Origin of the sequence: Pseudomonas sp. KBW05 (assembly GCF_003852405.1) — a bacterium.
GTDB lineage: Bacteria > Pseudomonadota > Gammaproteobacteria > Pseudomonadales > Pseudomonadaceae > Aquipseudomonas.
Genome location: NZ_QAJM01000010.1, coordinates 38218 through 56950 on the forward strand (window position 1 = coordinate 38218; position 18733 = coordinate 56950).

An 18733-nucleotide genomic window follows, 5' to 3' on the forward strand; every position below is an offset into this window, starting at 1 on the left:
CGCGCGGCAACACAGGCTATGCTCCATTCGCTAAATGTCCGTCAAAAGGAAAAGGGCCCCGACATGCGCATTCTCATTACCGGTGGCGCCGGTTTTATCGGTTCTGCTCTGGTACGTCACCTTATCCAGCACACCGAGCATGAAGTGCTCAACCTCGACAAACTCACCTACGCCGGCAACCTCGAATCGCTGACGTCCATCGCGTCCAATAGCCGCTACGAGTTCGTCCAGGCCGACATCATCGACCAGGCCACCGTCAGCGCCGTACTCGCGCGCTTCGAGCCACAGTCGATCATGCACCTGGCAGCCGAGTCCCACGTGGACCGCTCCATCGACGGCCCGTCGGATTTTATCCAGACCAATATCGTCGGCACCTACAGCCTGCTGGAAGCCGCCCGGGGTTATTGGCAGACCCTCGCTCCGGCGGCGAAAAACGCGTTCCGCTTCCACCACATCTCCACCGACGAGGTGTACGGCGACCTGCACGGCGTGGACGACCTGTTCACCGAAACCACGCCCTACGCCCCCAGCTCGCCCTACTCCGCGAGCAAGGCCGCATCCGACCACCTGGTGCGCGCCTGGCAGCGCACGTATGGGCTGCCGGTGCTGCTGACCAACTGTTCAAACAACTACGGGCCGTTCCACTTCCCCGAAAAACTCATCCCGCTGGTGATCCTCAACGCCCTCGCGGGCAAGCCGTTGCCGGTCTATGGTGATGGTTTGCAAGTGCGCGACTGGCTGTTTGTCGAAGACCACGCGCGGGCGTTGCTCAAGGTGGTGACGCAAGGCGTGGTGGGCGAGACCTACAACATTGGCGGCCACAACGAGCAAAAGAACATCAATGTGGTGCGCAGTATCTGCGCCCTGCTGGAAGAACTGGCGCCGCAGCATCCGGCCGGCGTGGCGCACTACGCCGACCTGATCACCTTCGTCAAGGATCGCCCCGGCCACGATCAGCGCTATGCCATCGATGCCGGCAAGATCCAGCGCGAACTGGGCTGGGTGCCGCAGGAAACCTTTGAAACCGGTCTACGCAAAACCGTGCAGTGGTACCTGGATAACCTGGACTGGTGCCGCAGGGTCCAGGACGGCAGTTATCAGGGTCAACGATTGGGCAACACCGACATGAAGGATCTGATCGCATGATGAAAGGAATCGTACTGGCCGGTGGCTCCGGCACGCGTCTGCACCCCATCACCCTGGGCGTGTCCAAACAGCTGTTGCCGGTGTATGACAAGCCGATGATCTACTACCCGATCTCGGTGCTGATGCTGGCCGGCATCAAGGAGATCCTGGTGATTTCCACCCCGGCCGACCTGCCGCAATACCGCAACCTGTTGGGCGACGGCAGCCAGTTCGGCGTGACGTTCAGCTACGCCGAACAACCGACGCCGGACGGCCTGGCGCAAGCCTTCCTGATTGGCGAGCAGTTCATTGGCAGCGACCCGGTGTGCCTGATCCTCGGCGATAACATCTTCCACGGCCAAAGCTTCAGCGCGCAGTTGCACGCCGCAGTGAACCGCGGCAAAGGCGCCACAGTGTTCGGCTACTGGGTCAAAGACCCGGAACGCTTCGGCGTGATCGACTTCGACAGCGAAGGCCGCGCCCTGTCCATCGAGGAAAAGCCGGCGGTGCCCAAGTCCAGCTATGCGGTCACCGGCCTGTATTTCTACGACAACGACGTGATCGAGATCGCCAAGGCGGTCAAGCCATCGGCCCGCGGCGAGCTGGAAATCACCGACGTCAACAACGCCTACCTGCGTCGCGGCGACTTGCAGGTGGAACGCTTTGGCCGTGGCTTCGCCTGGCTAGACACCGGCACCCACGACAGCCTGCTGGACGCCTCGCAGTACGTGCAGACCATCGAGCGCCGCCAGGGCTTGAAGGTCGCGTGCCTTGAAGAAATCGCCTTCGCCAGCGGCTGGATCGAACGCCCGCATCTACTCGAACGCGCCAAGTATTTCGGCAAGACCAGTTATGGCCAGTACCTCTACTCGCTGGCGGGAGACCACCCGTGAACGTGGTTGAAACCGCGCTGCCCGGCGTGCTGATCCTTGAGCCCAAGGTGTTCGGTGACGAGCGCGGGTTTTTCTACGAAAGCTTCAACGCCCGGGGCTTTGCCGAAGCCACCGGGCTGCAGCGCGATTTTGTGCAGGACAACCACTCACGCTCGCAAAAAGGTGTGTTGCGCGGCCTGCACTATCAGCTCGAACACACCCAGGGAAAACTGGTGCGCGTCACGGCCGGCGAGGTGCTGGACGTGGCCGTGGACATCCGCCGCAGCTCGCCGAACTTCGGCCAGTGGGTCGGTGTGCGGCTGTCGGCGCAGAACCATCGCCAACTGTGGGTGCCGGAAGGCTTTGCCCATGGTTTTGTGGTGCTGAGCGATTACGCCGAGTTCCTGTACAAGACCACCGACTATTACCAGCCGAGTGCCGAGCGCAGCATCCTGTGGAATGACCCGACGCTGGCCATCGACTGGGGGCTGAGCGAGGCGCCGCTACTGTCGGCCAAGGACCAGGCGGGCAAGCCTCTGATGGAGGCCGACCTGTTCCCATGAGAATTCTGATCACGGGCCAGCACGGCCAAGTCTCCCAGGCACTGCAACAGCGACTCCAGGGCTTGGGCGAACTCATCGTGCTCGGCCGCGACCGACTGGACCTGGCCAACCCCGAGCACATTCGCCAGCAAGTCCGCGCCCAGCGCCCCGACCTGATCATCAACGCCGCCGCCCACACCGCCGTGGACCTGGCCGAAAGCGAGCCGGATGCCGCGTTCGCGATCAACGCCATAGCGCCCGGCATCCTTGCCGAAGAAGCCAAGGTCCTGGGCGTGCCGTTGATCCACTATTCCACCGACTATGTGTTCGATGGCACTAAAGCGGCGCCCTATACCGAGTCTGACACGCCGAACCCGCTGAGCGTCTACGGCCAAAGCAAACTGGCCGGTGAGCGGGCGATTGCGGAGGTGGGCGGCGAATACCTGATCCTGCGCACCAGCTGGGTGTATTCCAACCACGGCAAGAACTTCCTGCTGACCATGCAGCACCTGCTGCAAGAGAAGCCGCAGATGCGCATCGTCGCCGACCAGATCGGCGCGCCGACCTGGGCCGGCAGCATCGCCCGCAGCACACGCGCCTTGATCGAGCGCTGGCAGGGCGGCGCGGCGGGAGAATGGGGTATTTATCACCTGACCGCCGAGGGCGAAACCTCATGGTTCGGCTTCGCCCAAGCCATCGCCCAACAGCTGCGCGCCGAGGGCAAGGCCTGCGCAGAACTGGAGGCGATCCCCTCCAGCGCCTACCCCACACCCGCCCAGCGCCCGCTGAACTCGCGCCTCGATTGCAGCCGCCTGCAACAGCAGTGGCACGTCAGCCAACCCCACTGGCAAGACGCATTGCGCGAGTGTCTTGCCGCGCAGCACTAGGCATAATGCGCCTGTACCCACAGGCGCCCGACTCCCATGACTCCAACCCTCCCGCGAAGACCCCGTTGGCGCAGCCTCGCCCTGTTGGCGTTGTGCCTGGCGCCGCTGTTGTGGCCGCTGGAGCATCTGGCCGAGCGTTATTACCGCAACGAGCTGGCCGGACAGAACCGCCAGACCCTCGACCTGTACGTCGCCAACCTGCTCGGCACCCTGCACCGCTTTGAGGTGCTGCCGCAGATCCTCGGCGACCTACCGGCCCTGCGCACGGCGCTGGACGCGCCGCAGGTCAGCACCAACCTGACCAACGCCAACCAGTTGCTCAAGGACGTCGCCGCCCAGGCCGGGGTAGAGGTGATGTACCTGATGGACACCCACGGCAAGACCCTGGCCGCGTCGAACTGGGATAAACAGGACAGTTTCGTCGGGCGCAATTTTTCCTTCCGGCCGTATTTCAGCGAAGCCATGGCCGGGCGCCTGGGACGGTTTTTCGGCCTTGGCACCACCTCGGCCAAGCGCGGCTACTTCTTCGCCGCCGCCGTGCGCGATGGCGATAACATCATCGGCGTGCTGGTGGTCAAGGTCGACCTGGACCACACCGAAAGCCTGTGGGGCAACACCCCGGAACAACTGCTGGTGACCGACCACAACGGCGTGGTGATCCTCACCTCACGCCCGCAATGGCGCTTCCGTGCCACCCGCCCGCTGACCGCCGAAGAGCGCCAGGCGATCATCGCCATCCAGCCCTACCCGACGCGCGACCCGCAGCCGCTGACCCTCAGTTCCACGGCCTGGCTGCGCCAATCCACGGCGATTGCCGAGACCGGATGGAACGTGGAAATCCTCGCGCCGCAATCCTTGATCAACCGCCCGGTGCGCACCGTGGTCGCCGTCGGCGGCGCGACGTTGCTGGTGTTGATGCTGTTGCTCGGCTTGATGATGCAGCGACGCCGCCACTACCTGGAACGCATCGCCTTCGAAGCCAAGGCGCGTCGCGAGCTGGAAGCGCGGGTGGTCGAACGGACCAGCGACCTCGAAGGCCTGAACCGGCGCCTGAAACAGGAAGTGCTGGAACGCGAACAGGCGCAGCAGGAACTGGTGCGCGCCCAGGATGACCTGGTGCAGGCGGGCAAACTGTCAGCGCTGGGCACCATGTCGGCAAGTATCAGCCACGAGCTCAACCAGCCGTTGGCGGCAATCCGCAGCTATGCGGAAAACGCCGAGATCCTCCTCGACCACCAGCGCACCGACGATGCGCGCGGCAACCTCAAGCTGATCAGCGAACTGACCGGGCGCATGGCCTCGATTATCGCCCACCTGCGCGCCTTTGCCCGCCGCGACCGGCATGCCCCCGAAAGCGTCGGCCTGCAACCGGCGCTGGACGATGCCTTGGCCTTGCTGGCCAAGCGGCGGCGCTCGATGGAAGTCGAGCTGATCCGCGACATGCCCGAGGCGACGTTGTGGGTACAGGCCGGCGAAACCCGCCTGCGCCAGGTGCTCGGCAACCTGCTGGCCAACGCCCTCGACGCCCTCACCGAAAAAGGCCCGCCGCGCAAGCTCTGGCTGAGTGCCGAAACCACCGAACAGGGCGTCAACCTGTACATTCGCGACAACGGCCCGGGCTTTTGCATGGAAGCCCTGGGCCGCGCCAGCGAGCCGTTCTACACCACCAAGACGCGTACCCAGGGCCTTGGCCTCGGCCTGGCGATCTGCGACACCTTGATGCGTGCCTTTGGCGGCGAACTGCTGTTCGCCAACCACAAGGAAGGCGGCGCGCTGTTAACCCTGAAATTGCGTGCCGGCTCGCCGGGCGTCAGTCTGCAACCGTCCGAGGACCGCAGCGTATGAGTATCGACAACGGGATTCAGGTGGTGTTGATCGACGACGATCCACACCTGCGTCAGGCCCTGTGCCAGACCCTGGACCTGGCCGGACTGAAGGTCCTGCCCCTGGGCGAAGCCAGCGGCCTCACCGCGCGCCTGTCGCGGGATTGGCCGGGGGTGGTGGTCAGTGACATCCGCATGCCCGGCATGGACGGCCTGGAGCTGCTCGCCGAACTGCACGGCCAAGACCCGGACCTGCCGGTGCTGCTGATCACCGGCCATGGCGACGTGCCCCTGGCGGTGCAGGCCATGCGTGCGGGCGCCTATGATTTCCTCGAAAAACCCTTCGCCAGCGATGCCCTGCTCGACAGCGTGCGCCGCGCCCTGGCCCTGCGCCGCCTGGTGCTGGACAACCGCAGCCTGCGCCTGGCCCTCAGCGACCGCCAGCAACTGAGCACGCGCCTGGTGGGCCACTCGCCGCAAATGCTGCGCTTGCGCGAGCAGATCGGCGCGCTGGCGGCGACCAAAGCCGACGTGCTGATCCTCGGCGAGACCGGCGCCGGCAAAGAAGTGGTCGCGCGGGCGCTGCACGATCTGTCCAGCCGACGCAGCGGGCCGTTTGTGGCGATAAACGCCGGCGCCCTCGCCGAGTCGGTGGTCGAAAGCGAGCTGTTCGGCCACGAGCCTGGCGCGTTTACCGGCGCGCAGAAACGCCGGATCGGCAAGTTCGAATTCGCCAACGGCGGCACGCTGTTCCTCGATGAAATCGAAAGCATGAGCCTGGATGTGCAGGTCAAGTTGCTGCGCCTGCTGCAAGAGCGCGTGGTGGAACGCCTGGGTGGCAATCAACTGATCCCGCTGGATATCCGCATCATCGCCGCCACCAAGGAAGACTTGCGCCAGTCTGCCGACCAGGGCCGCTTCCGCGCCGACTTGTATTACCGCCTCAACGTCGCCTCGCTGCGCATCCCGCCCCTGCGCGAGCGCGGTGAAGATGCGTTGATGCTGTTCCAGCACTTTGCCGATGAAGCCAGCAGCCGCCACGGCCTGACCCTGCACGAACTGCAACCGGGCCAGCGTGCGCTGCTGCTGCGCCACAGCTGGCCGGGCAATGTGCGTGAGTTGCAGAACGCCGCCGAACGCTTTGCCCTCGGGCTGGAGTTGGCGCTGGACGCCACGCCGGACAATCCCTTTGCCAGCGTTTTGACCTCCACGTCGGGCGGCTTGAGCGAGCAGGTCGAGCAGTTCGAAAAGAGCCTGATCGCCGCCGAACTGACCCGCCCCCACAGCTCCATGCGCAGCCTCGCCGAAGCCTTGGGCGTGCCACGCAAAACCTTGCACGACAAACTGCGCAAGCACGGCCTGAACTTTGCCAACCAAAGTGGTGACGACGAATGACCCACGCCAGAGATTACCTGGAATCCGTGCTGCACCACGACATCCCCCTGACCCGGGAGATGGGCCTCACAGTGCGCGACTGGCAGCACGGGCAGCTGCAATTGCACCTGCCGTTGCAGGCCAATATCAACCACAAGAGCACCATGTTTGGCGGCAGCCTGTATTGCGGCGCGGTGCTGGCGGGTTGGGGCTGGCTGCATTTGCAGCTACGCGAAGAAGGGATTGAAGACGGGCATATCGTGATTCAGGAGGGGCAGATCAGTTATCCGTTGCCCGTCACCCGGGATGCGACGGTGGTGTGCCAGGCGCCGGAAGATAAGGTGTGGAAGCGGTTTTTAGCGACCTACAAACGCTATGGTCGCGCGCGGTTGACGCTGGAAACGTGGATTTTGAATGAGGGCAGTGAGGACCGCGCCGTCGCTTTCACTGGCCAGTACGTCCTGCACCGATAACCGCCACAACACGAAACCAATGTGGGAGCGGGCTTGCTCGCGAATGCGGTGGATCAGTCAATAAATTCAGCGACTGACACTCCGCATTCGCGAGCAAGCCCGCTCCCACATTTTTGATCTGCTGTGGTTTTAAGACCTCGCCAGGCTCAACAGGCGGTCGCGCCATGCCGCTTTCGCCGGCAACGCCAAAAAGAACGGATTCAACAATGATTCCCGCGCCGGATAACTGAACGGCACACCGCTCAACTCCAACACCTCACCCCCCGCACCTTCCAGCACACCCTGAGCCGCGGCAGTGTCCCACTGCGACGTCGGCGCCAGGCGTGGATAGCAATCGGCGCTGCCCTCCGCCAACAGGCAGAACTTCAACGAGCTGCCGATATTAGCCAGTTTCAGCTCGCCCAACCCTTCGCTCAAACCTGCCAGCAAACGCTCCTGCTCCGGGCTGCTGTGGCGCCGGCTGGCAACCACGGTGAACGCTTCACCCGCCGCCGGGACCGTGCGCACCTGGATCTGCTTCGGCGCTTCCTTCACGTCCGAACGCCACGCCCCCAGGCCCGCACCGCCGAAATAACACCGCCCGCTGGTGGGCATCGACACCACGCCAAACACCACGCGGCCCTGTTCGATCAAGGCGATATTGACGGTAAATTCTTCGCTGCCGGCGATAAATTCCTTGGTGCCATCCAGCGGATCAACCAGCCACCAACGCTGCCAACCGGCGCGGATGTTCTGGTCGATATCGGCATCTTCTTCGGACAGCACCGGGATACTTGGGTCCAGCGCGGTCAGCCCGGCAAGGATCAGATGGTGCGCCGCCAGGTCGGCCGCCGTCACCGGCGAGTCATCGGCCTTGGCTGTCACGGCCACATCGGCGCGCCAGTACGGCAGGATCACTTCGCCGGCTTGACGCGCCAGCTCGATCACCGGGGCGATAAACGGGTGGCCTAAAAACAATTCGCTCATGCGTCAAACGCTCCACGCTGGGTCAACAGGTCTCGTACCAGATACAACGCGGCCAGGGCACGGCCTTCGCTGAATTGCTCGTTTTGCGCAAGCTGCGACAGCTCGCGCAGGTTGACCTTGTCCACGCGCATCGGCTCAGGTTCATCGCCTTCCAGGCGTTCTTCGTAGAGATCGGTGGCCAGCACCACCTGGATTTTCTGGCTCATGTATCCCGGCGACAATGACAGCTCGGTAATCAGCTCCAGTTGGCGTGCACCGTAGCCCGCTTCTTCCTTGAGCTCCCGCTCGGCCGCCGCCAGGACGTCTTCACCGGGCTCGATCAGGCCCTTGGGCAGGGACAGTTCATATTCATCGGTGCCGCCGCAGTACTCTTCCACCAGCACCGCATGCTCGTCATCGAGCATCGCCACGATCATCACTGCGCCGTAGCCGGCACCGCGGCCCACCAGGCGTTCGTAGGTCCGCTCAACGCCATTGGAGAAACGCAATTGCACGGCCTCCACGCGGAACAAACGGCTACTGGCGACTATTTCGCGGGCGAGGACGGTGGGTTTCTGGCGCATAAGCGGCTCCTTGGCGTGATCGGGTTACTATACCGTGGCTTTTCCGATTGTTTGTGTCGGATATTTTTACTTACATGAGACCGCCCCATGCCCTCTTTGCCCTGGCACGCCATCGACACCGTCCTGCTGGACATGGACGGCACCTTGCTCGACCTGCACTACGACAACCATTTCTGGATGGAACACCTGCCGCAACGCTACGCCGAGTTGCACGGGGTAAGCCGGGCCATGGCCGAGATGGAATTGCAGCCGCTGTTCGAGCGTAACGCCGGACAGTTGCAATGGTATTGCCTGGATTTCTGGAGCGCCGAGCTCAAGCTCCCGGTGCGCGAACTCAAGCTGGAAACCGCCCACCTCATCGCCCTGCGCCCGGATGCCGATACCTTTCTGGCGGCGATCAAGCAGGCCGGCAAACGCGTGATCATGATCACCAACGCGCATCGCGATTCGCTGTCATTGAAGTTGGAACGCATTGAACTGGCGCCGTATTTCGAGCGGTTGATCAGCTCCCACGACTACGGTTTCGCCAAGGAAAACCCGCAATTCTGGGATGCCCTGCAAGCCGATATCGGCTTCGACCCGGCGCGCAGCCTGTTTATCGACGACACCTTGCCGATTTTGCGCAGTGCGCGGGCGTTTGGGGTGGGGCATTTGTTGGCGGTGAAAGAGCCGGATAGCAAAAAAGGGCCAAAGGACACCGCAGAATTCGAAGCAGTTGAAGACTACCGAGAACTCCTTGCCGGACTCTGACCCAATGTGGGAGCGGGCTTGCTCGCGAATGCGGTGGATCAGTCAATTGATCTGGTGACTGACACTCCGCCTTCGCGAGCAAACCCGCTCCCACATTTTGGTCCGTGTATTACTCAGGAATGCGCAGCGTCTGCCCTGGGTAAATTTTATCCGGGTGTGACAACAGCGGCTTGTTCGCCTCGAAAATCTTGTTGTACAGATTGGCGTTGCCATACACCGCCAGGGAAATCGCACTCAGCGTGTCGCCCTTCTTCACCACGACAAAACGCGCGGCAGCCACCGCTGGGCCCGACACTGTGATCTGATCATCCACACTGGCCACACCGGCAATATTGCCCAACGCCAGCAGGATCTTCTCTTTCTCTTCCTGGGTGGCGACTTCACCGGTCACGGTCACCTTGTCGCCATCCACCGTGGTCTGCACATTCGGATTCCCCAGACCGACCTTGGACACGTGGTCCTTCAACTGCTCGCTGGCGTTGGCATTACCCGGCGTCAACAGGTCGACAATCTTTTCGCCGGCTTCCTTGATAAAGCTGAAAATGCTCATAGTGCGTTCTCCTTGGGATTTGAGTTCCAGATGCCCAAGACTAGACCAGTCCCACGGATTTGGGTTCCAGCCCGGCCAAAGACCCAAACGCGCTAGAATCCCCCCGCCATTGGAATAAGCCCCGGAGCGAAGATGGACATCAAACAGCTGAAATTCCTCATCGCCCTCGACGAAACCCGTCACTTCGGCCAGGCCGCGGCACGTTGCCACATTACCCAACCGACGCTGTCGATGCGCCTGCGCAGCCTCGAAGAAGAACTGGACCTGCCGTTGGTCAATCGCGGCCAGCGCTTCGAAGGCTTTACCGCCCCCGGTGAACGCGTGCTGGCCTGGGCGCGCACCGTGCTGGCCGCCTACGACGGCTTGCAGGCCGAAGCCGCCGCCTGTCGCGGCAACCTGGTCGGTACGTTGCGCCTGGGTGTGGTGCCGCTGTCGAGCTTTGATCCGCTGGCCCTGATGCAACAACTGCATAAAGAGCACCCCAGCCTGCGCTTTGAGTTGTCGGCGCTCAGCTCCGAGCAAATCCTTGAACAGCTAGCGAGCAATCGCCTGGACCTGGGCGTGTCCTATCTGGAGCGCCTGGACAATGAACGCTTCGATTCGCTGGCCCTGGGCGAAACCCGCATGGGCCTGCTCTACGACCAGCGCTTCTTCAGCTTTGGCGATAAACCGCTGAGTTGGGAGGCTCTGACGGAATTGCCTTTGGGCATGCTCACCAGCGGCATGCACTTTCGCCAATCCATCGACCACAACTTCCACAGCCGGGGGCTCAACCCGCAACCGCTGCTGCAAACCGATGCCGTCCATCAATTGTTACAAGCTGTGCACGGCGGCCTGTGTTGCGCGGTGATGCCACTGGACGGCGGCCTGGACGCGCTGACCGAGCATCTGCGCCTGCAACCGATCGAAGACGCCCACACCCTGGCGCGCCTCGGGCTGATCATGCGCCGCAGCGCGCCGCGCTCGGCGTTGGCCGAGGCGTGTTTCGCGCTGTTTCAGAAATCGCAAAACCCGTCTTGATCGACGTCATCTATCGGTAGATCAGTACTGGCAATTAGACGCGACGCTTTGTCGCGCCTAGTCTAAACACTGATCAATCCGCCGGTGGTATTGCCCCATGAACGCCAAGCGTCCAGTCTGCGCGGCGCCCGCCCTTGATACACCCGCGCCGGCCGCCAGCCAGAGCTATCATTTTTGCAACCTCGAACACACCGAAGTCGCCAGCACTGCACTGGCGGAAGAAGTGGCGTTGGCGATTGCCTATAACGACATCAGCCAGGCGGTGATGCTGGTGACGCCCACCGACCTGGAAGATTTTATCGTCGGTTTCAGCCTCGGCAGCGGCATTATCGCCGACGTTAGCGATATTTATGACCTGAAGCTCAGTGGTTCAGGCTCAGCCCAATACGCCCAGGTGCAGATTTCCAGCCGTGCGTTCTGGAACCTCAAGCAGCAGCGCCGCCAGTTGGCCGGTACCAGCGGCTGCGGCCTGTGCGGTGTGGAAGCGGTGGAACAAGCCCTGCCTGACCTGCAAATACTGCCCGGCGCGCCATTGCCGCCTGCGGAGTGGCTCGACGGCCTGCGCCAGCGTATCAGCGCGTTTCAACCCCTGGGCCAGCACAGCGGCGCCGTGCATGCCGCCGTGTTTATGAACCATCAGGGCGAATTGCTGCTGGGCCGCGAAGACATCGGCCGGCATAACGCCCTGGATAAGTTGATCGGTGCCCTGATCCGCCAAAAGATTCCGACCGACGGCGGCCTGGCGATTGTCACCAGCCGTTGCAGCCTCGAGCTGATCCAGAAAGTCCTGCGCGCGGGCATCCAGACCCTGGTCAGCCTGTCGTCGCCCACCGGCCTGGCCCTGCAATGGGCGCGCCGGCATAACCTCAATCTCATCCACCTGCCGCAGAAAAGTGCGCCGCGGGTCTACAGCCCTGCGATGGAGAACCAGCCGTGAGCAATCATAACCAAGCCGACCAAACCCCAACCCCACGCTACAAACCCTACAAAGGTGCGGCTGGCGGCTGGGGCGCGCTGATCAGCGTGGCGCAGGCCTGGCTAACCAGCGACAACGCCCTGAAAAACCTGCGCATGATGCTCAAGACCAACCAGAACGGCGGCTTCGACTGCCCGGGCTGCGCCTGGGGCGACTCGCCGGAAAGCGGCATGGTCAAGTTCTGCGAAAACGGCGCCAAGGCGGTCAACTGGGAAGCCACCAAACGCCGTGTGGATGCGGCGTTTTTCGCCAAGCACAGCGTCACTTCGCTGATTGCACAAAGCGACTATTGGCTGGAATACCAGGGCCGTCTCACCGAGCCGATGCGCTACGACGCCGAAACCGACCGCTACCAGCCCATCAGCTGGGAAGCCGCGTTCGACCTGGTGGGCAAGCACCTCAACGCCCTGCCCAGCCCGGACATGGCCGAGTTCTACACCTCGGGCCGCGCCAGCAACGAAGCGGCGTATCTGTATCAGCTGTTTGTGCGTTCGTTTGGCACCAACAACTTCCCGGATTGCTCGAACATGTGCCACGAAGCCAGCGGCGTCGCCCTGGCGCAAAGCGTGGGCGTGGGTAAAGGCACCGTGACCTTTGACGACTTCGAACATGCCGACGCCATTTTCGTCTGGGGGCAGAACCCCGGCACCAACCACCCGCGCATGCTGGAACCGCTGCGCGAAGCGGTCACACGCGGCGCCCAGGTGGTGTGCATCAACCCGTTGAAAGAGCGCGGCCTGGAACGCTTCCAGCACCCGCAGCACCCGCTGGAAATGCTCACCAACGGCGACAAACCAACCAACACCGCGTACTTCCGCCCGGCCCTGGGTGGCGACATGGCCATCCTGCGCGGCATGGCCAAATTCCTGCTGCTGTGGGAACGCCAGGCCCAGGCCGAAGGCAAGGAAGCCGTGTTTGACCACGACTTCCTCAACGAACACACGGTCAACGTGCTGGATTACCTGGCCAAGATCGACGACACCTCGTGGGATGAAATCGTCGAGCAGTCCGGCCTGACCCTGGTTGAGATCGAGCAAGCGGCGCGCATGTACGCCAAAGGAAAGAACGTGATCATGTGCTGGGCCATGGGCATCACCCAGCACCGCCACTCGGTGCCGACCATCCAGGAAATCGCCAACCTGATGCTGCTGCGCGGCAACATCGGCCGCCCTGGCGCCGGCCTGTGCCCGGTGCGTGGCCACAGCAACGTGCAGGGCGACCGCACCATGGGCATCAACGAACGGCCACCGGTGGCGTTCCTCGATTCCCTGGAGCGTCGCTTCCAATTCCAGGTGCCGCGCGAAAACGGCCACAACGTGGTGGAAGCGATCCACGCCATGCTCGAAGGCCGCTCCAAGGTGTTTATCGGTTTGGGCGGCAACTTCGCCCAAGCCACACCGGACAGCCCGCGCACCTTTCAAGCACTGCGCAACTGCGACCTGACCGTACAGATCAGCACCAAGCTCAACCGTAGCCATCTGATGCACGGCAAAGACGCGCTGATCCTGCCGTGCCTGGGCCGTACCGACATCGACATCCAGGCCGATGGCCCGCAAGCGGTGACGGTGGAAGACTCGTTCAGCATGGTCCACGGTTCCAATGGCCAGTTGCAGCCGCTGTCGAAGCTGATGAAATCCGAACCCGCCATCCTCGCCGGCATCGCCGCCGCCACCCTGGGCAGCAAGCCGGTGGACTGGAACTGGCTGGTCGCCGACTACGGGCGCATTCGCGACCTGATCGCCGATACCATCCCGGGCTTCAAGGACTTCAACGAGAAGATCAAAAACCCGGGCGGTTTCTACCTGGGCAACGCCGCCGGTGCCCGGCGCTGGAACACGCCTTCGGGCCGCGCCAATTTCCGCGCAAACATCCTGCCCAAGGACCTGATTCACGAACGCACCCACGCCACGGGCCGCGTGCCGGACCTGATCATGCAGTCAATGCGCTCCCACGATCAGTACAACACCACGATTTATGGCCTGGACGACCGCTACCGTGGGGTCAAGGGCCAGCGTGACGTGTTGTTCGTCAACGAAGCCGACATCATCCGCCTGGGCTTCAAGCCGGGGCAGAAGGCGGACATCGTGTCGCTGTGGGAAGACGGCCGTGAGCGCCGGGTGAAAGGCTTCACCTTGCTGGCGTTTGATATTCCGGCGGGGCAGGCAGCCGCTTACTACCCAGAAGTGAACCCACTGGTGCCGCTGGAAAGCACGGGGGATGGCAGCCATACGCCAACGTCGAAGTTCGTCGCGATCCGTTTGGAAGCTGCAAGTGACAACGGCTTGATCATGGCGCGCACGGCGTAGATCTGCGGGCACAAAAAAGGCCGCTTTTGCATAAAAGCGGCCGTTCCGAAGAGCTAAAGACCCACCAAATCAACTTAAGTTCCCCAGTTAAAACAATAACTTAGCTAATTGTGCACAACTCGTGTTACTGGTCGGATTTCGATTGTCACAATGCCGATACAGCCTCAGGATCGCGCCGTCATCCCCTTGAGGTTTCCCTGAATGAAGTTCTCCTCGATTCTCTTGTTGTCCCTTGGCCTGGTCAGTGGCGCAGCCATGGCCGGTGGCACCACCGAAGCCGGTGTAGGCGGCGCATTGGGCGGGGTTCTAGGTTCGGTTGTTGGCCAGCAGCTTGGCGGCAACACCGGCTCGACCATCGGCGCAGCCCTGGGCGGCGCAGGCGGTAGTGCGGTCGGTGCCGACAAGCGTAGCCGTGGCGAAGCGGCCATTGGCGGCGCATTGGGCGCGGCGGGCGGCAACGTGGTTGGCCGCAGTGTCGGCGGCAGCACCGGCAGCCTGATCGGCGCAGCCGCCGGCGGCGGCGCGGGTGGCGCGCTGGGCAACTACATGGGCAACAAGAGCGACGACGATGATCGCCGTTCGCGCGACAACCGTCGTTACGATCGTGATGACCATCGTGGCCGTGGGCATGCCTATGGGCATCGCAAGAACAAGCATCACTACCGTCACCGGTAAGATCTAAAGCACACCACAGACCCAATGTGGAATGGGCTTGTGTGGGAGCGGGCTTGCTCGCGAATGCGGTGGGTCAGTCAATCCATCTAGTGACTGACACTCCGCCTTCGCGAGCAAGCCCGCTCCCACATTTAGTTCTGCGGTGTTTATAGAGTCGGGTCAAACCACCAACCGCTGCAACGCCTCGCGCAACACCCCCGCAATCGCCACCGGCTGGTTCGACCCGCGCTCCACAAACACATGCACAAAGCGCCCCGCCGCGCAGGCGTCGTCTTCGCCCGCCTTGAACACCGCCAACTCGTATTGCACCGAACTATTGCCCAACTTGCCCACCCGCAGGCCGATCTCAATGCGCTCGGGAAAGGCGATCGACGCAAAGTAGTCGCACGCCGAGCTCACCACAAAGCCCACCACCTTGCCGTCGTGAATATCCAAACCACCCTGTTCGATCAAGTAGGTGTTCACCGCCGTGTCGAAGAAACTGTAGTAGGTGACGTTGTTCACATGCCCATAGACATCATTGTCGTGCCAGCGCGTGATGATCGGCTGGAAGTGAAGGTAGTCGGCACGTTGGGGCACTGAGTCGGGCATCGGGCACATCTCGTGTAGGTGGGGTTAAAGGTCCTGCAAATGGGCTTCGGCCCACTCGCGTACCTCGGCATACGGATAGTCTTCCAGCACAGCAAAACCCGGAATACCCCGCGCCTTCAACTTGGTAAACAACGGCACGCTGATCCCGCCGAGGAACCGCGTTAGGCGTTCCGCTTCGGGCAGTTGCCCGGTGTGCTGATGATGCCTGTGGATAAAATCACCGCACAGTCCCATGAAGTTTTTATCCACAAGCGGCGGCAAAGCGGGCGGCGCCGGCAAGTGCGCGACATGGCCATGGCAGACCGAGCAATGCCCGCAGCGCTGCGGCGCGTTTTCATCGCCAAAATACTGCGCCAGGCGCTGCCCCAGACAGTGCTCGGTGGCGAACAGGTCGAGCATGGCGTGAATCCGCGCCACCTCGCCGACCTCGTGCTGCTTGAAGCCTGTGTATAACTCGGCGCTCAACGCCTGTGGATCAAAATCCGTGTCCAGCAGGCTGTAGACCTCGGTCATCTGCTTGCTTTCCAACTCGATCAGGCCCTGTTCCTGGAAGTAATCCAGGGCTTTCACCACGCGGTCGCGCCCGGCGTTGTGCTGTTGATACAACGCCTCGAAATCCACCGTGGCCCAGGTCCTGGCACGCTTGCACACCTCGACGATCGCCGCGACAAACTGCTGCCGCTCGCCGCTAAACCTTGCCAACAACGCATCGGGCTCGATCAGGTACTTGAAGCGGTATTCCGCATAAAACGCGTAGCGCGGCGCAATCACGCCCTTGAGCTCCAACTGCACCAACAGCGTCTTCAGCGGCAGCTCGCGGATGTTGCTGTGGTCCGACAGCGACCGCAGCAGAAACTCCCACTGCCCATCGCCCCGCGCTGCCTGCAACTCCTCCAGCACACGGCGAATGCCGTCCTGCTCCGGCGTATCGCCATACACGAAGTTTTCCAGCACGTTGAGGCTGTCGCGGTTGGCCAGCACCAGGCAATCGGACGGCTGCCCATCACGCCCCGCGCGGCCGATCTCCTGGCTGTAGTTCTCGATGGATTTGGGCAGGTCGAAGTGCACCACATTGCGGATATCACTCTTGTCGATGCCCATGCCAAACGCGATGGTGGCGACGATGCAATTGGAACGCCCACCCATGAAGCGCTGCTGGATACTCTCGCGTTTATCGTGAGGCAGACCCGCGTGATAGGCCTCAGCCTGGAGGCCATTGCGATTGAGGTGCTCGGCAATCTGCTCGGCGGTTTTTTGCAGGGTCACGTAGACGATGCTCGGCTGGTTCGCCCGCTCGCTCATCCACTGCACCAGGCGTCGGCGCTTGTCCGCCCCACTGACTGGCTCCACCAGCAAGTTGAGATTGGGCCTGTAGAAGCCTGTGGTGACCACATCGCCTGGCGCTATGGCGAACTTCGCCTGCATGTCGGCAATCACCTTGGGCGTTGCTGTAGCCGTCAACAGCAGGGCCTGTGGGATATTGAACTGACGCTGGTAGTCCGGCAGCTTCAAATAGTCCGGCCGGAAGTTGTGGCCCCATTCGGAAATACAGTGCGCCTCGTCCACCACCAACAGCGAAATCTGCACGCTTTGCAGGAAGTTGCGAAAGCGCTCGTTCTTCAAGCGCTCCACGGAAATCATCAGAATCTTCAACTCACCCGAACGCGCACGGGCCATCACATCATTGGCCTGTTCGCGGCTCTGCGCCGAATCGATGCTGCCCGCCGAAATGCCATGGCGTTGCAAAAAACCCAACTGGTCCTGCATCAACGCCAACAACGGCGACACCACCAGTGTCAGGTGTGGCAACAGCACTGCCGACAGCTGGTAGCACAGGGACTTGCCTGAGCCAGTGGGGAAAATCGCGGCGGCAGAACGGCCGGCCAGCACGGCGCTGACCGTCTGTTCCTGGCCCAAACGAAACTGTGGATAACCAAAGACCTGCTGGAGGGTGTCGTGCATGAAACTGTCACTCCGTTGACCGCTGAACATGTCAAAAACATAGACCAGCGGCCTGGAAAAAGTCGGGGATATAACGCTACAAACTGATACAGAGAAAACCAGCAGGCCCGCGCAAAAACGCAGACAGTAGCACGCTTGATCACCTACCCCGACAAGGAGTCGTGAATGCCTCAATGCCACCACCCCAAGCTCATGCTGTCACTGCAACGCCTCGGCCTGCTCGCGCTGCCTATGATTCTGCTCGGTTGCACTACACCGTCCAAACCCCTGCCCGCCGAGCCGGACACCCACACCTTCGAAACCCACGAATACCTCGCGGAAACAGCCCTGCCCATCGTCAAGGCCTCGGCCCTCTACGCACGGGGCGGCACCGGCCAGGGCGTGAAAGTGGCGCTGATCGACTCGGGCCTCAACCAGGGGTTGCCCGAATTCCGCGGGCGAGTGGCCGACCCAGGCTACGATTTTGTCCGCCAACAACCTGGCACGATTGATATCAAGGGCCATGGCACCCAGATGGCCGGCATCCTCGCCGCCAACAAGGATGACCAGGGCATGCATGGGATTGCCTTCAACGCACAGCTCATTCCCATGCGCTTCGGCGATGACAAGGAGCCGTTCTACTTCGACAGTGAAATCGCCCAGGCCTGGTCCCTCTCATACGCCAAAGGCGCACGCATTTTCAGCAACTCATGGGCAAACCCCATCGAAGCCAACACCAATGAAATCCCCGTGTATGAACGCTTGATGGGTGACTCGCTGAGCGTGGCGAAAAAGCTGGTGGCAGAGGGTGCAGTGTTTGTCTTCTCCACGGGCAATGAAATCAAGCGTGAGCCCCTGGCCGAGCCTGGCCTGCCAACGCTGGTACCCGAACTGGAAAAAGGCTGGATTGCCGTGATGGCGCTCAAGAATGACGGCACGGCCATCAATCTCAAATCCAATTATTGCGGCCTGGCTGCACGCTGGTGCATCGCCGTGCCGGGTGGCGATGGTGGCGCAGGGTTGTTGACCACTCACAAAGACGGCAGCTATGGACCAACCGCCGGCACCTCGCCAGCCGCTGCATTGGTCAGCGGCGCACTGGCCGCGTTACAGAGCCGCTTTCCTGAAATGACGCCACAACAGGTTCGCGAGCGCTTGCTCAACACCGCCAATCGAACAGGCATCTACGCCAACAGCGAAGCCTATGGGCGCGGGTTGATGGACCTGGAAGCGGCCTCACGCCTGTAACCGCCGCCCAAACAAACAACGCGCCACCAGGGCGCGTTGTCGATAAAGCGT

At 62.2% G+C, this 18733-nt stretch carries 18 protein-coding genes; 13 read left to right on the top strand and 5 right to left on the bottom strand.

Annotated elements, in window-relative coordinates:
* The first annotated feature begins 63 nt into the window (after positions 1-63).
* From rfbB to DBR46_RS10925, 7 genes are read left to right on the top strand one after another with little or no spacing between them, the layout of a single operon-like run.
* The gene (gene rfbB / locus DBR46_RS10895) at positions 64-1146 is read left to right on the top strand and encodes a dTDP-glucose 4,6-dehydratase (RefSeq protein WP_124526186.1); all 1083 of its coding nucleotides are present in this window, start codon (positions 64-66) and stop codon (positions 1144-1146) included.
* Complete coding sequence (gene rfbA, locus DBR46_RS10900; protein ID WP_124526187.1) at positions 1143-2018, top strand: glucose-1-phosphate thymidylyltransferase RfbA; 876 nt, start codon at positions 1143-1145, stop codon at positions 2016-2018. Before rfbB ends, rfbA begins: the two co-directional genes overlap by 4 nt.
* The gene (gene rfbC, locus DBR46_RS10905; RefSeq protein ID WP_124526188.1) at positions 2015-2560 is read left to right on the top strand and encodes a dTDP-4-dehydrorhamnose 3,5-epimerase; all 546 of its coding nucleotides are present in this window, start codon (positions 2015-2017) and stop codon (positions 2558-2560) included. The genes rfbA and rfbC overlap by 4 nt, the downstream gene beginning before the upstream one ends.
* Positions 2557-3426 (top strand): dTDP-4-dehydrorhamnose reductase, encoded by an 870-nt coding sequence (gene rfbD, locus DBR46_RS10910; RefSeq protein ID WP_124526189.1) that lies wholly within the window; start codon positions 2557-2559, stop codon positions 3424-3426. The genes rfbC and rfbD overlap by 4 nt, the downstream gene beginning before the upstream one ends.
* A gap of 36 nt (positions 3427-3462) precedes the next feature.
* Entirely contained in the window at positions 3463-5271 is a 1809-nt protein-coding gene (locus DBR46_RS10915) for an ATP-binding protein (RefSeq protein WP_124526190.1), read from the top strand.
* On the top strand, positions 5268-6644 hold the full coding sequence (locus tag DBR46_RS10920; RefSeq protein ID WP_124526191.1) for a sigma-54 dependent transcriptional regulator: 1377 nt from the start codon (positions 5268-5270) through the stop codon (positions 6642-6644). The genes DBR46_RS10915 and DBR46_RS10920 overlap by 4 nt, the downstream gene beginning before the upstream one ends.
* Complete coding sequence (locus DBR46_RS10925; protein WP_124526192.1) at positions 6641-7096, top strand: YiiD C-terminal domain-containing protein; 456 nt, start codon at positions 6641-6643, stop codon at positions 7094-7096. Before DBR46_RS10920 ends, DBR46_RS10925 begins: the two co-directional genes overlap by 4 nt.
* A gap of 129 nt (positions 7097-7225) precedes the next feature.
* Here DBR46_RS10925 and cysQ read toward each other — a convergent pair whose 3' ends face one another.
* Positions 7226-8062: a 3'(2'),5'-bisphosphate nucleotidase CysQ gene (gene cysQ / locus DBR46_RS10930; RefSeq protein ID WP_124526193.1), complete on the bottom strand. Its 837-nt coding sequence runs from the start codon at positions 8060-8062 to the stop codon at positions 7226-7228.
* Positions 8059-8625 (bottom strand): ADP compounds hydrolase NudE, encoded by a 567-nt coding sequence (gene nudE / locus DBR46_RS10935; protein ID WP_124526194.1) that lies wholly within the window; start codon positions 8623-8625, stop codon positions 8059-8061. Before nudE ends, cysQ begins: the two co-directional genes overlap by 4 nt.
* Before the next feature lie 87 nt (positions 8626-8712).
* Between nudE and yrfG the strand changes: the two genes are divergently transcribed.
* Positions 8713-9375 carry a GMP/IMP nucleotidase gene (gene yrfG, locus DBR46_RS10940; protein ID WP_124526195.1) on the top strand — a complete coding sequence of 221 codons (663 nt, stop codon included), beginning with the start codon at positions 8713-8715 and terminating at the stop codon, positions 9373-9375.
* Between the two features lie 109 nt (positions 9376-9484).
* Here yrfG and lysM read toward each other — a convergent pair whose 3' ends face one another.
* Positions 9485-9925 (bottom strand): peptidoglycan-binding protein LysM, encoded by a 441-nt coding sequence (gene lysM / locus DBR46_RS10950; protein WP_124526196.1) that lies wholly within the window; start codon positions 9923-9925, stop codon positions 9485-9487.
* 132 nt (positions 9926-10057) lie between these two features.
* Here lysM and DBR46_RS10955 point away from each other — a divergent pair, with 132 nt between their 5' ends.
* The 4 genes from DBR46_RS10955 (at position 10058) to DBR46_RS10970 (ending at position 14902) form a co-directional block, all read left to right on the top strand.
* Positions 10058-10945 (top strand): LysR family transcriptional regulator, encoded by an 888-nt coding sequence (locus tag DBR46_RS10955; RefSeq protein ID WP_017737568.1) that lies wholly within the window; start codon positions 10058-10060, stop codon positions 10943-10945.
* Positions 10946-11042: 97 nt separating this feature from the next.
* The gene (gene fdhD, locus DBR46_RS10960; protein WP_124526197.1) at positions 11043-11882 is read left to right on the top strand and encodes a formate dehydrogenase accessory sulfurtransferase FdhD; all 840 of its coding nucleotides are present in this window, start codon (positions 11043-11045) and stop codon (positions 11880-11882) included.
* Complete coding sequence (locus tag DBR46_RS10965) at positions 11879-14227, top strand: FdhF/YdeP family oxidoreductase (protein ID WP_124526198.1); 2349 nt, start codon at positions 11879-11881, stop codon at positions 14225-14227. Before fdhD ends, DBR46_RS10965 begins: the two co-directional genes overlap by 4 nt.
* Positions 14228-14428: 201 nt before the next feature.
* Positions 14429-14902 (top strand): glycine zipper domain-containing protein, encoded by a 474-nt coding sequence (locus tag DBR46_RS10970; protein ID WP_017737565.1) that lies wholly within the window; start codon positions 14429-14431, stop codon positions 14900-14902.
* A 159-nt stretch (positions 14903-15061) separates the two neighbouring features.
* Here DBR46_RS10970 and DBR46_RS10980 read toward each other — a convergent pair whose 3' ends face one another.
* Both DBR46_RS10980 and DBR46_RS10985 read right to left on the bottom strand, forming a co-directional pair.
* Complete coding sequence (locus tag DBR46_RS10980; protein ID WP_124526199.1) at positions 15062-15493, bottom strand: thioesterase family protein; 432 nt, start codon at positions 15491-15493, stop codon at positions 15062-15064.
* A 24-nt stretch (positions 15494-15517) separates the two neighbouring features.
* On the bottom strand, positions 15518-17455 hold the full coding sequence (locus DBR46_RS10985) for an ATP-dependent DNA helicase RecQ (RefSeq protein WP_124526200.1): 1938 nt from the start codon (positions 17453-17455) through the stop codon (positions 15518-15520).
* A gap of 165 nt (positions 17456-17620) precedes the next feature.
* On the opposite strand from DBR46_RS10985, the gene DBR46_RS10990 reads away from it, so the two are divergent.
* Positions 17621-18682, top strand: coding sequence for a S8 family peptidase (locus tag DBR46_RS10990; RefSeq protein WP_256659271.1), 1062 nt, complete (start codon positions 17621-17623; stop codon positions 18680-18682).
* Positions 18683-18733: the final 51 nt, after the last annotated feature.

What these genes read in the sequence shown, in the direction of transcription:
- DBR46_RS10980 (WP_124526199.1), bottom strand. Translation starts at nt 15,493, where the DNA reads ATGCCCGACTCAGTGCCCCAACGTGCCGACTACCTTCACTTCCAGCCG.
- rfbA (WP_124526187.1), top strand. Translation starts at nt 1,143, where the DNA reads ATGATGAAAGGAATCGTACTGGCCGGTGGCTCCGGCACGCGTCTGCAC.
- rfbD (WP_124526189.1), top strand. Translation starts at nt 2,557, where the DNA reads ATGAGAATTCTGATCACGGGCCAGCACGGCCAAGTCTCCCAGGCACTG.
- lysM (WP_124526196.1), bottom strand. Translation starts at nt 9,925, where the DNA reads ATGAGCATTTTCAGCTTTATCAAGGAAGCCGGCGAAAAGATTGTCGAC.
- DBR46_RS10985 (WP_124526200.1), bottom strand. Translation starts at nt 17,455, where the DNA reads ATGCACGACACCCTCCAGCAGGTCTTTGGTTATCCACAGTTTCGTTTG.
- DBR46_RS10920 (WP_124526191.1), top strand. Translation starts at nt 5,268, where the DNA reads ATGAGTATCGACAACGGGATTCAGGTGGTGTTGATCGACGACGATCCA.
- DBR46_RS10990 (WP_256659271.1), top strand. Translation starts at nt 17,621, where the DNA reads ATGCCTCAATGCCACCACCCCAAGCTCATGCTGTCACTGCAACGCCTC.
- DBR46_RS10925 (WP_124526192.1), top strand. Translation starts at nt 6,641, where the DNA reads ATGACCCACGCCAGAGATTACCTGGAATCCGTGCTGCACCACGACATC.
- yrfG (WP_124526195.1), top strand. Translation starts at nt 8,713, where the DNA reads ATGCCCTCTTTGCCCTGGCACGCCATCGACACCGTCCTGCTGGACATG.
- nudE (WP_124526194.1), bottom strand. Translation starts at nt 8,625, where the DNA reads ATGCGCCAGAAACCCACCGTCCTCGCCCGCGAAATAGTCGCCAGTAGC.
- fdhD (WP_124526197.1), top strand. Translation starts at nt 11,043, where the DNA reads ATGAACGCCAAGCGTCCAGTCTGCGCGGCGCCCGCCCTTGATACACCC.
- DBR46_RS10955 (WP_017737568.1), top strand. Translation starts at nt 10,058, where the DNA reads ATGGACATCAAACAGCTGAAATTCCTCATCGCCCTCGACGAAACCCGT.
- DBR46_RS10970 (WP_017737565.1), top strand. Translation starts at nt 14,429, where the DNA reads ATGAAGTTCTCCTCGATTCTCTTGTTGTCCCTTGGCCTGGTCAGTGGC.
- DBR46_RS10915 (WP_124526190.1), top strand. Translation starts at nt 3,463, where the DNA reads ATGACTCCAACCCTCCCGCGAAGACCCCGTTGGCGCAGCCTCGCCCTG.
- rfbB (WP_124526186.1), top strand. Translation starts at nt 64, where the DNA reads ATGCGCATTCTCATTACCGGTGGCGCCGGTTTTATCGGTTCTGCTCTG.
- cysQ (WP_124526193.1), bottom strand. Translation starts at nt 8,062, where the DNA reads ATGAGCGAATTGTTTTTAGGCCACCCGTTTATCGCCCCGGTGATCGAG.